This is a genomic window from Photobacterium atrarenae, assembly GCF_024380015.1.
In the GTDB taxonomy this organism is placed as follows: Bacteria; Pseudomonadota; Gammaproteobacteria; order Enterobacterales; family Vibrionaceae; genus Photobacterium; species Photobacterium atrarenae.
The window spans coordinates 410,789-423,318 of the sequence record NZ_CP101509.1 but is presented as its reverse complement, the minus strand read 5'-3'; the positions used below and the strand labels follow the sequence as shown (position 1 = coordinate 423,318).

The following is a 12,530-nucleotide window of genomic DNA, read 5'->3' as shown; positions in this document are numbered from 1 at the left end:
TATCATGGCTACGACCCAGACAGGCTCTGTCTTCGACCCCAATAAAGCGGAAGTGTTTGGCGATGATTTCGTCAGAGCGCTGAACAATGGTGCGCTATGTTTGATGGTGTCCATTGGCCATCGGACCGGATTGTTCGATGTAATGAGTGAACTCAGCCAACCCGCGACGTCACTGGAGATCGCGACCCGTGCCGGTTTGAATGAACGTTATGTGCGGGAATGGCTGGGTGCGATGACCACCGCTGGCGTGGTCGAGGTTGATCCGGCGACCACGCGCTTTACCTTGCCCCCTGAACATGCCGCGATGGTGACGCGCGCGGCCGGCGCCGATAACCTCGCGGTCTTTGCGCAGTATATCGGGCTGTTGGGTGGGGTTGAGGACCATATCGTTGAATGTTTCAGGCAAGGCGGAGGCGTGCCTTACGCGCAGTATCCCCGGTTCCATGAAGTGATGGCAGAAGACAGTAATCAATCGGTGCTGTCGAATCTCGAAACGCATATTGTGCCGCTGGTGCCCGGTTTGGCCGATCGGCTGACAGAGGGTATTCAAGTCCTGGATGTCGGCTGCGGGCGGGGCCGGATCATGAACCGACTGGCTGAGCTTTATCCGGCAAGTCAGTTTTTGGGTATCGATCTGTCCCGTGAAGCGGTTGAATATGCAAGACGCGAGTCGCAGGACAAGGATTTGCGCAATATTGTGTTCGACATTAGCGATCTCAGTAACTTTGATGAAGTGGCTACGCCGGATGCGTTTGATTTTGTGACCACCTTTGATGCGGTGCACGATCAGGCAAAACCGCTGAATGTGCTCAAGGGGATCTGCCGGACGCTAAAACCGGATGGTACCTATCTGATGCAGGATATTAAGGGCTCGAGCCATGTTCATAACAACCTGGATCATCCCATCGGCACCTTCCTGTATACCATCTCCTGTATGCACTGCATGACGGTGTCGCTGGCGCAGGGCGGTGAAGGTTTAGGGGCGATGTGGGGGGAAGAAAAAGCCAGGGAATATCTCCAGCGTGCCGGGTTTAGCTCGGTGATCAAGAATGAGCTGGCCCATGATATTCAGAACAATTGGTACATTGTTCGCAAGTAGGAAGCGCCATGCCTGGGAAAGGATCAATCGCAGCCTTTGCTAGCAGGCGGCTGTAAGCGAAGCTTCCCTTTCCTGATGAGCCAACTATCCAAAATACGAACGGATTCGGATTGTTGTGTTTTTTACGTCACTGTATGACTCCAGTGTCTGCATCGAACTTTCAAGTTGACAGCATGCTTACAACGTGTAAGCATGCTGTTACATATCATGGAGGTGCAGTAATGGCAGTGACAACGGAAACAACAATGGAAAGGCAAACGGTCCATCTGGCGGTGTATGACACCATGGCGGATTGGGAATACGGTTATGCGATTGCGCATATTCAGTCGCCTGAGTTTCAGAAAGTACCGGGTTGCTACGAGGTGAAAACCGTGGGGGCCACTTTGGCGCCTGTCACCACCAAAGGCGGCGTGCGGATCGTGCCGGATATCACTCTGGCGCAGCTGGTTCCTGAATCCAGTGCGTTGTTGATTCTGCCGGGGGCGGATTCAGCCGCGACAGGTGGGATTGCGGATTTTGCAGAGATGGCAGCTCGTTTTCTGGCCGCGGAGAAGCCGGTTGCTGCGATTTGCGGCGCGACGGCGGCTCTGGCGCAACAGGGGTTGCTGGATAAACGAGCACATACCAGTAATGCGCCAGAGTTTCTGGCCATGACGGGCTATCAGGGTAGCAGCCGCTATGTCGATCAACCTGCGATCACTGATGGCAATGTGATCACTGCCAGCGGCGTGGCACCCATTGCCTTTGCAGCAGAAATCTTCCGGATTCTGGATTTGTACGACGAAAGCACACTGGATGCGTGGTGGCAGCTGTTTGCCAAGCAGGATCCAGCCGGGTTTTACGCGTTGATGCAAGATCAAGAACAGGCACAGGAGCAAGCGCAGTGAGCGATGCCCAAGCACGATTGAGCGCTATGGCGTTATCGTCTTTTGCGCTCAATGGCCAGTTCCTGAAAATTGCCGAGCAACTTGCAGCGCCGGCGGGGTTAACAGCAACCCGCTGGCAAGTGTTGGGGGCAGTGCTGAATGAACCATTGACACAGGCGGAGATTGCCCGCCGGATGGGGATCACCCGCCAGAGCGTGCGTCGAACTGCGAGCCAACTGGTGGACGACGGGCTATTGAGGATGGCTGAAAACCCATCGCACCGCAAAGCCAAGCTGCTGCAACCGACGACACAGGGGCTGGCGGCTATAGAGCAAATTAGTCCCCAGCACGCAGCGTTTGCAAAAGTGCTGGAAGGTAGGCTCGGGAAATCGCATATGGCAGAGATCTCGGATACGCTTGCGGAACTTCAGTCTGTGCTTGATGAACTCTCGTGACGTTTACGGCTTATTCATGTACTTAGTTCGATTTGACATGGATCTACCTTGGTTGAGCTTATTCGGAGCAAGTAAATAAAATGAAAATAAACCTTTACTCTGCTCCAAACTCAGGTATGATTCATCTCGCTCTGTAGCTCAGACGTATTAATGAAAAGTAGTCAAAGTAAACCCTCTGAATTTCTCCGTAACTGTTGTTATCCTTAGTGTTTCCCTTAGATTCATCATCACATTTAAGCATCAAGAGCATCGCGAGAATGCGATTCAAATTTTAATTCAATAGATTAGGAAAACGACATGTCTACTAAATCAACAGGTCTGGTAAAGTGGTTTAACGAAGAGAAAGGTTTCGGTTTCATTACTCAAGACAACGGCGGCGCTGACGTATTCGTTCACTTCCGTGCGATTGTTTCAGAAGGCTTCAAAACCCTTGCTGAAGGCCAAAAAGTTTCTTTCGACGTTGAGCAAGGCCAAAAAGGTCCTCAAGCTGCGAACGTTGTAGCCCTGTAAGGCTAAAGATTCGATGTAAATGGCACGCTGTGCCATTTACATTATCGCCGTTTAGTCGCTTTTGTTTCACTTCTTATTTCCTACCCCTCTACCCGTTTTCTCCTGCAACATTCTGCTTTTTCTGATTCATCCCTCGCACGCCAAGTAAATTTATCGTACCGGTCATCAGTACCTGAAATTCCCTTTTAAGATCGATAGCAATTCTATTTATTTTTTATGATATGTTTCAGGCAGGTTGATTGATGCCGGACCTGATGAAATCAGATCCAGCGTTCAATTACATCTGGTGATCTAACTCATTATGGATCAGTGTGATGCACTGAGAAGCGAACAGCATTTTCGGCCCCAGGCTGATTTTCTCTACCCCGAGGCGTTTTAAAGAATTCATGGTTTTTTTCGGCATCGGGATATGGTCGGTCAGAATAAAGCATGGGTTATCTGCCAGGGTGATGTCTCGAATGGAATCGCCCTTTTTATCCATCATGTAGACAGAATGCGTTTGGGTCAGCTCTTTCAGCAGTGCTTCAAAGCTGATGGTACGCACCGTGACGCCGGGCTGAACGTGACGCATCTGCTCTTTGGTCATGCCAGCCGATGCCACGAGCGCCTGGCGAACGATTTCAAGCAGGGCGGCTTCGTGAAATCCACCAACCTGGGTCATCTCATTGGCGTTAATCGTCACGGTCCGGCTATAGTCCTGGGTGCTCTCCAAGACTAAGTGGATGGTTGTATCCTCACGATGAGACTGGGCCATAAACAGGGCATTCATGGTGCAATGGGCCAGAATTTCAGTGTGGCAACTGCCGCCGACTTCAGCCATCAGTTTTTCACTGTCAGTTGGGGCAGAGCGGGCTCGTAATACAAACGTGCGCATGACTTTTTACCTTTGTTTTTTGTTGCGATCCTGCGTCTTCGTTCTGGGAAGCGGCATCTTAACGGGTCAGATGACACTGGGGAGCCGAGGTACGGCAGGATGACAGGATATTTGTGGCGGAGTATACGCGTTATCGCACTGAAAAGTGACCGATGAGGGTGCTTTTGTCCAATATTTTTCCGGTGGCGGTTTGTTCGCAGTAACTGAAATTCAAATCCAGGCTGGAAACGCCGCCGTGGTGTAACACATGTCTGGCTAAAATATCGCTGTTGAGCTGGTGGATCACCGCTTTCCACGATGTTTTGTTTTGCAATAAATGAAAGCAAATATTCAATCTGATCTTTTCCTTGTTTGATGACTGTTTTGATGACGACTGTGAAACCAAAATCGTTGACGGCCTGTGGTTCGGGACATTGTTGTACTCCTAATCAATAATCAAATGGTGAAGTCATTCAGTGATGCCTGGCCGCAAAGCGATTGCCAAAGCACGATGAATGAAATTCGATTCGGTGAACACTCAGGACCCACGGATGATCGGTAAGACTAAATGGTCTGCCGGATCAGGCCGATGAACGGGTAACTCACTGGTTAAAACGCTTAGGATGTCAATGGCCGAAAGCGGCCTTGAAGTTCAATGGTCAGAAAGCACGGCGGTGAAAATCGCCAAGCCCCGGTCAACTGAATGCCGAAGATGCTTTGTGTAGACACATCGAAAAACGTACGCAGAGAAGTGGTTCTGAGGTTTTCTGAACTGAGGGATGGTGTGAATCAATCTCAGGAGCGGGAACTATACACGTTTTTTCTCAGTTGTACATATTTTTTTCGATTTTCTTCCAGTGCGCCGTTCTTATACCAATCACAGTCAGTGATCAGAAATAGCGTCGGAAAAATGCTTGAGAACAAGGCAGAATTTTTAGATAAGTAGTGATTCTACAATCAAAAATTCTAACGTAGTTATCGAGCGTTTTAACAAGCTAGGATGACCAGTTACTGACTACGATTGGTATTATCACCGATAGAGAAATGCCTTCGGCGGTTTGCCGACCAGTGAGGTGACCATGGCCGCAAAAGCGCTGTGGGTTGAATAACCCAGTTCTTGGGCGATGGTGCTGATGGCCATTTTTTTCGCTGCCATGCCGATTGCACTGGTCAACAGAGCTTGTTGCCGCCACTGGCTGAACGTCATTTGTAGTTCCTGTTTGAACAGCCGGGCAATAGTGCTCTCACTTGCCCCGACCTGGGTTGCTAACACCGGGAGCGTCGTACTTTGCAACGGTGCCTGGAGGAACAAGTCACATAAGTGGCGCAGGCGTTTATCTGCGGGCATGGGCAGTCCGACGGGTACCGACTCGGCCTGGATGACTTCTGTGCTGATGAGGGTACAAATGGCGGTGTAGTTATCCTCGCCAAGGTCATGGACGGTTTGGGTGGCGATGCGCCGCACCAGTTCATGGAGCAATACACTCACCTGAAAACAGTGGCATTCTCCCCAGCTGTTTTGCCATACGGCATCGTGAAAGTAGCGATTAGTCCGCAGCATATAGACGGAAAAGATCTGCGCCCGCTCGAGCAGGGAAGCGGCATGGGCGATTCCGGGTGGGATCCAGACCGCGTGTTGCGGTGGCACCAGGTACGCAGCCTGCGGAGTTTTGACCTGCACGACGCCGGTATCAGAGAACACCATCTGTCCCCAGGGGTGGTGATGAAGCTCGACTTCCGCCCGCTCAACGACTTGTTTGGCGATTGCCCGGATCGGCGTTTGTTCGTTCAAATCCAGATGCGTCATGGGCTCCATGGACGGATCATGGCGGATTGACTGATTCTCGATACTTTTTGCCATATATACGAAATTCACTCAGCTTCATGCCGGGTATAAATAGTCTCCGGATCGGTTCGATAGGAGCTTAGCATGAAAAATCAGAGTGATAGAAATAATACGGCGTTCAGCCGTGAACAGCGTTGGGTCATCGTCAGTTTGATCTTCGGGGTTTGTTTACCGCTGATCGATGCCACGATTCTGGGGGTGGCGCTGCCGGATCTGTCAGCCAGCCTTTCAGCGTCTGTCACCCAAATACAGTGGGTTTCAGTGCTGTATACCCTGGTTGCTGCCGTGACGGTGACGGTGTGTGCCTGGGCAACTCGGCAGTGGGGGGCAAAAACATTCTGGATCACCGGGCTGGTGATTTTCACTTTAGGCTCCGGGTTGTGTTCCGTCTCGCCCACAATCAACTGGCTGCTGGTGAGCCGCGCTGTACAGGGGGTCGGGGCCGGGATCCTGATGACCGTAATGCAGACTGTTTTGGTCCACACCGTGGGGAAACCGCTGCTGAAAACGGCGATGGCGACGATGGCGGTGCCGACGGTCCTGGCCCCGATTGCCGGGCCGCTGCTGGCGGGATACCTCCTTCATATAGGCGACTGGCGGATGATTTTCTATATCAACCTGCCGATTGGGTTGGTGGCCATTGTGCTGGGCTGGATGATGATCGCTAAAGATGATCTGCAGCAAGTGCGGAAGCCTGGCGCGCCTTCACAGGCGAACCACCGGTTTGACGGGCTTGGGTTTATGGTACTCGCACCGGCACTGATCTTGTTGATGTTCAGCCTGTCGTCCTTGTCTGATCTGGGCCGCCAGGGAGGGGGGCACTGGCTTGAAACTGCGGGGGCATCTTTAATCGGGGCTGGCTTGCTGTTCCTGTTTGTGCGGCATACACGAAAACGGGGCGAGCAGTCGCTGATCCGGTTACAGGTTTTTAGTGTGGGATCCTTTGGTGCCTCGATGGGGCTGCTGTTTCTCTCGAGTATCAGTTTTTACGGTGGACTGTTTGCGCTGCCCCTGATGTTCATTCAGGGATTTGGACACAGTGAATGGCTGGCCAGTGTATGGGTCGGTGCACATGGCCTCGGGGCGTTGATTTCCCGTCCCTACCTAAAAACCCTGTGTGAGCGGTTTGGCGTCGGGAATACCGCGTTGCTGGGCTGCGGCCTTGCTGTCCTGGGAACCGTACCGTTTCTGTGGCCGGACATTCAGGGAAGCGCTCCCCTCATCGCGTTGACCATGGTCCTGCGTGGGGCCGGCATTGGGTTGTTGACCTTGTTGGGGATGTCGCATGCCTATCATGACTTGGAGCCCACACAAACCCCGGATGCCAGTGCGTTATCACGGATCCTGACCTTGCTGGGTGCCTCTGTCGGGCCGGCGATGGTTGCGATACTGTATGTGAAGGACGTACATTCGGCAACATTTCAGCCGGTGTTGATGGGCTTAACCCTGGTCACGCTGGCGTGTGTCCTGCCGGCGGTCTGGCTGGTCCGGGGTGACCGCCGGGCGAGTGTCCTGTCGAATTAGGGAGAAAAGTAAACGGGCGCATCAGATGCGCCCGTTTTTGGTGGTTGCCAGTGAAATGATCAGGCAACGGTATCTTGCGGCGTAGCTTTTGAACCCTGACGTTTGGACCAGAAACCGGCCAGGATCGACCCGGAGATGTTATGCCAGATCGAGAAGATGGTGCCGGGCACTGCGGCTGCCGGGGTAAAGAACTTCATCGCCAGCGCTGTGGCCAGCCCGGAGTTTTGTAACCCGACCTCCAGCGCAATCGTCCGGCAGACTTTTTCTTCAAATTTCAGCAACCGGCAGGCGAGATACCCGCACAGCAGACCCAACCCATTATGTAGCATCACCGCCAGGGCGACCAGTGGTCCGATGCGGCTGAGGTTGTCGGCATTGAGCGCGACCACAATCGCAATAATCAGCACAATCGCAGCCATGGAGATCAGTGGCAGCAGGGGCTGGACTTTATCGACTTGCTTGCGTGCCAGAGTATTGATCACCAGCCCGAGAAGGACCGGGGCGAAGACGATTTTGACCAGGCTGAGCAGCATGGCGCCAGTAGGGACATCGACGCTTTGTCCGACGAGGAGTGCGACCAGCAGGGGCGTCAGCACCACACCGATCAAAGTGGAAATGGCGGTCATGGAAATGGACAACGCGACATCGCCTTTGGCCAGAAACGCCATCACGTTGGAAGCGGTGCCACCGGCCACACTGCCGACCAGCACCATGCCAACGGTCAGCTCGGTACTCAGGCCCATCAAATGGCTGATCCCCAGGGCGGCCAGTGGCATGATGCCAAACTGTAAGGCGACGCCGACACCGACGGCGACTTTGTGTTTGATCACGTTGGTAAAGTCTTTCGGTGACAGGGTCACGCCCATGGCGAGCATGATGATCGTCAGTAGTGGCACGATCTGGCTTTTCAGATCGACAAATAAAGCGGGCTGCAAAAAAGCGCACAGTGAAAAGGCAACCGCCCACAGCGGAAATAGCTGCGTGATGCGTTCTATCATGGTTCATCCTTGAGTGTTGAATTTTAAAAGAATATTCCATACGCCGGGCCAAAATCATAGCGGTGAAAGGGAATAAGCGATGATGTGCTGAAAAGCATTTGTTGGCATTGGTAACTGGCTGGGTTTGTTACTGATGACGTTGTAATTCTCTAAGGCCCATGAAAGTGGCAGCGTAAGCTAGCGGGAGCGGAACGCTGGGATGTCAGCCTTCAACCAGCCAGCCGGGAGGCTGGCTGGCGGGTTCGCGAAGCGTGTCGCAACAATGGGACTCCGCGGGATTGGTGCACCCCGAAAGCGTATGTGTTTGGATTACAACGCATGCTTGATGGTCAGCCAGACTTCGTCCTCATCATCGGCGTTGATTGACATACTGGTTTGAGGCGAGATGTTATATCCCAGTTGGGTGGTCATTTCGAACAACCGGATATTCCTTCCACTGGTGCTGTAGGTATATTGCGGCACCAGGTTGAGGAACCAGCCGTCGTGGATCTGCCATTTCACGAAAGTGTACAGGGTCGCGATAGGCGTATCGGGAAAAGCGCGTTGCTCGATTTGCTTGTCCGTGGTCCAGGTCTCGCCATATAAAATGGCTGGATTGACGCGGATTGTCTCACCGACCGGGATGATCTGGATAAGTCCCAGTGATGCCCGGTTGACATCAAACCGTCCGCTGTTGTTGTGCTGGGCATCAAGAAACAGCCCGGTTCCGGATCGCTTGTACAGTGAAAAGTGCCGTAGGTGGGCTGTTTCAAAATCATCTTTTAATTGCAGGAAGCTGTTGTGTGCCCAGTGGCTTTGATCGGGCTTGATCCCAAGCTGACCGATAGCGCCATAGCCGTTGGTGCCGGTACGCATGCCGATAAATGAAGTCACCGAGGTCGGGTCATCCTTATCGCCAAAGTAGTTGATTGTCGCCATGGCATCGGTAACCGGCATCGTCAGGCAGAGTACTGCTAATAGAGTTTTCTTGATCATGATTCGTTTCCTTACACGTCATTGGATCGCGCTATTCCTGTCGCGCTCATTGTTCTCAGGGAGGTTGCAAGCCTGCTCACCTCGGTTTTCTGAGGTGAGCCGGTATGTTGCCGTGAAGCACTAGCCCTCAAGTGGGCAGGGAAACATCAACTCGAAGTTGTTGGTGGTGGTATAGAAGGTATTGGGGTAGAACTCGCCCATGACGTTGGCGATATCTTTGTCGAACTCAATTTGCTGAATCGCCTGGCTGAAGTTGGCATCGGCCAGCATATGGCGGATTTGGACGATGGAGGCGTCTTGGTCGAACAGGCCGTCTCCATCATCTGCCATTGGTAGCCAGCCGACACCACATTGGGCATAGGCGTTGCGTGGGCGATCGGCGGCCCGGCTGATAGCAATGGTGTAATAGCCATTGTTATCTACCGGGATGTGTTCATCATACAGGCAGTCATTGACCTTGGTAACGGCCAGGCTCTTGTTGGAGCAGACCGACCAGTACCGGAGTTGGCCGCTGCCCATTGTTAGATCACCCTGGTATGTTTTGGGGGTTGTCGGCGCTTTGGCGCGCAGGACATATACCGGGCCGTGCTTACGGTTAATGACGGTCCGAATATAGTTGTTATCCAGATTCGGATAGAAACCGCCTTCACTGCGGCGAGAGTTTGGATTGATATTGCCGGTATAGATCCCCAGCAGGCTTTCCCGATCAAGCTGAATGTGCCAGGTCGAAGGGTTCGTAGCAGGATGGGTATCGGGCTTGTCCGGCTGGTTAATCAGGGCGCGATATTGACCCACGCTGACGCCCAGTGCGCTGAGTTTTGCGCGCAGTGGCTGTTCGGCCTGAATGTAATCACAGGCTGCTTTGCCTTTCAGGGTGTCACCTTGCGCGGTTTTCACTACCGGAATGGGTAAAGACACACCTGCAGTGACGCCGTGACCTTTGTCTTCAGCATAAATACGGTAAATCATGACCTGCTGATTGGCAGGCGAGCGAGGCGCATGGAGCAGGTTATCCGTCTGATTGGTTCGTTTAATCCCCTTGGTGTAGTCGTTGTCTGGCGGCGTGTTGGTGATGCGAACTTGGTAATCACGCTGGTTGCTGTTGCGCTTCGCACCTTCGCGGAACGGATTGGTATGACCGGGCGTCGGCTCTATCAGGTAATCCGCAAGAGACTGGATGGGACGGCCATATTCGTCGTAGCTGATCAGCGACATATAACGGGAGTGTGGAAATTGCCCTTCCAAGTATAGGCTGGCGCCTTCAGGGACGGTAAATGCAGCGCCCCAATACTGCACGCCTGCATCTGGGTAGGCCACATTAATGTAAGGGTCAGCAGAAACCGGGCCGTATCGGAACAGGCAGTTACGTTCGCCGGGCAACGGCTGGTACGCTGCGGTTTGCGTGTCTTGTGCTGTTTGCTCTGCCAGTACTGCGGTACTGAGTGCCAGCGCTCCTGTTGTGAAGATTAATGATAGTGTGAGGTGGATGGTTTTTCTCATGTGCGCTCTCCTGTCCATTGATGTGCAAGCGATGTAACATGTTGTTAACAACCCTAACAGCGCATGGACGTGGAGAATGGTAAATTCTATACAATCTCAGACCCCGCAGAAAAAAAATGCATTTCACAAAGGCATAAGTGTGCTGGGTCAGTTGCAGCAACATGAATTGCTGCAAGGCTTGTCATCGGATGCGATTGTTGCGCTGAGCCATCATGCGAAATATGAAAAGTACACCGTGCCAACGTTGCTCAATTCCGCCTATCAGGAACTCAGCCATTTGCGGCTGGTGGTCGAAGGCTATATCGAAATTGCCAGTAGCAACGCAGAGGGGGAGGAAGCATGTATTGCGGTACTTGGCCCCGGCAATTGGGTAACCTGGCTGGGGTGTTTTGATGAACGCCCGTCGCCGTATCACTTTTATAGCTCAGCCAAATGTAAAGTGGTGGCGATTCCTTGCCGTCATGTCCGTGAAGCGGCGGATCGGCATCCGGAATTGTATCGGTTGGCGATCCATATGATCAGTGATCGATTTCGCCTGTTAATGCGCTGGACCACCGATGCGTCAATACTGAGCCATGAGCGGCGTGTGGCGCAATTACTCTTACTGATTGCCCAGTTAAACAGCGAATCGTCGGATCCGGTGCCGACGATTTTCTATACCCAGGATAAACTGGCGGTTCTGGCACGAACGACGCGGCAAACGTTGAGTCGCTCGTTGAAGGTGCTTGAAAAACAGGGCTTGATTGAGGTCGGGTATAAAAAAATCAATCTGCTGGATGCTGCCGGGCTGAAGGCATTTGTCGAGGATATCCTCGCACCAGATGAAAGGTAGGAAAGCGCGGGGCTTGATGCCGCCTGCCTGGAGTCCCAACGACCAAAGCCAACAGGATGTTGGCTTTGGTCGGGTACTGGTGCACAGATGTGTTGCCGGAAGTGAAAGAGAGAGCTAGTAAGAAAAGTGAGGTTGCTTGGGAGACATTTTCCAATAGCTTCCCAGCTGATAGTCCGATTCGAAATCACTGAAATTTAAAAAGCCTGACTGCGGGGCGAAAGTCAGCTCGCCAAAATAGATTTTTCCGTCCAGGTTGTAGAGGTCGACTCGGACATAGTCAAAATCAGCAGCCAGCTTTTTGACGACGTCCAGCATTTCCTCATAGTTATCCAGATGTTTGATGGGTAAGAAATAATTGGCGCATTCCCCTGCACTGAATGGGAGCACTTCCAGGTCTTCATTATAAAAAGTGCGGCTATGGTTTTTGTGTCTGTCGTAATCGATGGAAAAGATGATTTTGCACTCGCCGTCACTATTGAACACATGAAATTTAAAATCGTCGGGGCTTTTTCCGTCTGCGTTCTTCAGCATTTTTTCAATGAGGACTCTTGGTTTGATGTCAGAATACCAATTCTCTAACGTTTCTTTGCCAAAGTCGTTGTTCAATGCCCGTTTGGTTTGGCTGACGACGGCGTCCAAATCGGGGTGGTCCTCCTGCTGAACAATGCAGGCGCTCCCGGAGTCATGGGTTGGTTTCACCACATAATCTTCATGGAGTGACGCCAGCACTTCTTTATTAATATCATCGCCTTCATATAAAAGAGGTACCAGGTACTGGCTGCCGATCTTTTCTGTGACATAGTTTCTGACTGCCAGTTTGTCGGAGCAAATCGGATATAAGGGGTTCTTATCGTATAACTTTCTCAGCTGGAGCTTCTCGTTATAGCTTCTGGGGTTTTTGAATGAAGGGAAGTATCCAACGTGGTATCTGAATCTTAACCAGATATGTAATTTCTGTGGCATCATTTTAAAGAGGGCCAGAAAAAAATCTCGTATCATAAATCACCTCTGACTGATATTGTTGATCGTTGATAAATCGCGATGTGAAAGGAAAGTACCTGCGTATCACTTG

Annotated in this window: 12 protein-coding genes; 6 read left to right on the top strand and 6 right to left on the bottom strand. The window is 52.1% G+C overall.

Translation table 11 applies throughout. From position 1 onward, the window contains the following. Window positions 1–4 precede the first annotated feature (4 nt). The 4 genes from NNL38_RS18090 to cspE all read left to right on the top strand — a co-directional run bounded on the left by NNL38_RS18090 (window position 5) and on the right by cspE (window position 2,930). Window positions 5–1,099 (top strand): class I SAM-dependent methyltransferase, encoded by a 1,095-nt coding sequence (locus NNL38_RS18090; RefSeq protein WP_255391840.1) that lies wholly within the window; start codon window positions 5–7, stop codon window positions 1,097–1,099. A 245-nt stretch (window positions 1,100–1,344) separates the two neighbouring features. Then, window positions 1,345–1,986: a type 1 glutamine amidotransferase family protein gene (locus NNL38_RS18085; RefSeq protein WP_255391839.1), complete on the top strand. Its 642-nt coding sequence runs from the start codon at window positions 1,345–1,347 to the stop codon at window positions 1,984–1,986. Continuing rightward, complete coding sequence (locus NNL38_RS18080) at window positions 1,983–2,420, top strand: MarR family winged helix-turn-helix transcriptional regulator (RefSeq protein WP_255391838.1); 438 nt, start codon at window positions 1,983–1,985, stop codon at window positions 2,418–2,420. The genes NNL38_RS18085 and NNL38_RS18080 overlap by 4 nt, the downstream gene beginning before the upstream one ends. Window positions 2,421–2,717: 297 nt before the next feature. Beyond that, the gene (cspE, locus tag NNL38_RS18075) at window positions 2,718–2,930 is read left to right on the top strand and encodes a transcription antiterminator/RNA stability regulator CspE (protein WP_255391837.1); all 213 of its coding nucleotides are present in this window, start codon (window positions 2,718–2,720) and stop codon (window positions 2,928–2,930) included. A 277-nt stretch (window positions 2,931–3,207) separates the two neighbouring features. Here cspE and trmY read toward each other — a convergent pair whose 3' ends face one another. Next, window positions 3,208–3,804: a tRNA (pseudouridine(54)-N(1))-methyltransferase TrmY gene (gene trmY, locus NNL38_RS18070; RefSeq protein WP_255391836.1), complete on the bottom strand. Its 597-nt coding sequence runs from the start codon at window positions 3,802–3,804 to the stop codon at window positions 3,208–3,210. Between the two features lie 1,009 nt (window positions 3,805–4,813). Then, the gene (locus NNL38_RS18065; protein WP_255391835.1) at window positions 4,814–5,644 is read right to left on the bottom strand and encodes an AraC family transcriptional regulator; all 831 of its coding nucleotides are present in this window, start codon (window positions 5,642–5,644) and stop codon (window positions 4,814–4,816) included. Window positions 5,645–5,713: 69 nt separating this feature from the next. Here NNL38_RS18065 and NNL38_RS18060 point away from each other — a divergent pair, with 69 nt between their 5' ends. Further along, window positions 5,714–7,153, top strand: a complete 1,440-nt coding sequence (locus tag NNL38_RS18060) for an MFS transporter (protein WP_255391834.1) — start codon at window positions 5,714–5,716, stop codon at window positions 7,151–7,153. 59 nt (window positions 7,154–7,212) lie between these two features. On the opposite strand, the gene NNL38_RS18055 is transcribed toward NNL38_RS18060, so the two are convergent. The 3 genes from NNL38_RS18055 to NNL38_RS18045 all read right to left on the bottom strand — a co-directional run bounded on the left by NNL38_RS18055 (window position 7,213) and on the right by NNL38_RS18045 (window position 10,626). Then, window positions 7,213–8,151 carry a bile acid:sodium symporter family protein gene (locus NNL38_RS18055; protein ID WP_255391833.1) on the bottom strand — a complete coding sequence of 313 codons (939 nt, stop codon included), beginning with the start codon at window positions 8,149–8,151 and terminating at the stop codon, window positions 7,213–7,215. Window positions 8,152–8,460: 309 nt separating this feature from the next. Then, complete coding sequence (locus NNL38_RS18050; protein ID WP_255391832.1) at window positions 8,461–9,126, bottom strand: hypothetical protein; 666 nt, start codon at window positions 9,124–9,126, stop codon at window positions 8,461–8,463. Between the two features lie 120 nt (window positions 9,127–9,246). Further along, a complete protein-coding gene (locus NNL38_RS18045; RefSeq protein WP_255391831.1) occupies window positions 9,247–10,626 on the bottom strand; it encodes a hypothetical protein in 1,380 nt (459 codons plus the stop codon). A gap of 76 nt (window positions 10,627–10,702) precedes the next feature. Between NNL38_RS18045 and NNL38_RS18040 the strand changes: the two genes are divergently transcribed. Further along, a complete protein-coding gene (locus NNL38_RS18040) occupies window positions 10,703–11,458 on the top strand; it encodes a Crp/Fnr family transcriptional regulator (RefSeq protein WP_255391830.1) in 756 nt (251 codons plus the stop codon). Window positions 11,459–11,572: 114 nt separating this feature from the next. Here NNL38_RS18040 and NNL38_RS18035 read toward each other — a convergent pair whose 3' ends face one another. After that, on the bottom strand, window positions 11,573–12,457 hold the full coding sequence (locus tag NNL38_RS18035) for an ATP-grasp fold amidoligase family protein (protein ID WP_255391829.1): 885 nt from the start codon (window positions 12,455–12,457) through the stop codon (window positions 11,573–11,575). Window positions 12,458–12,530 lie beyond the last annotated feature (73 nt).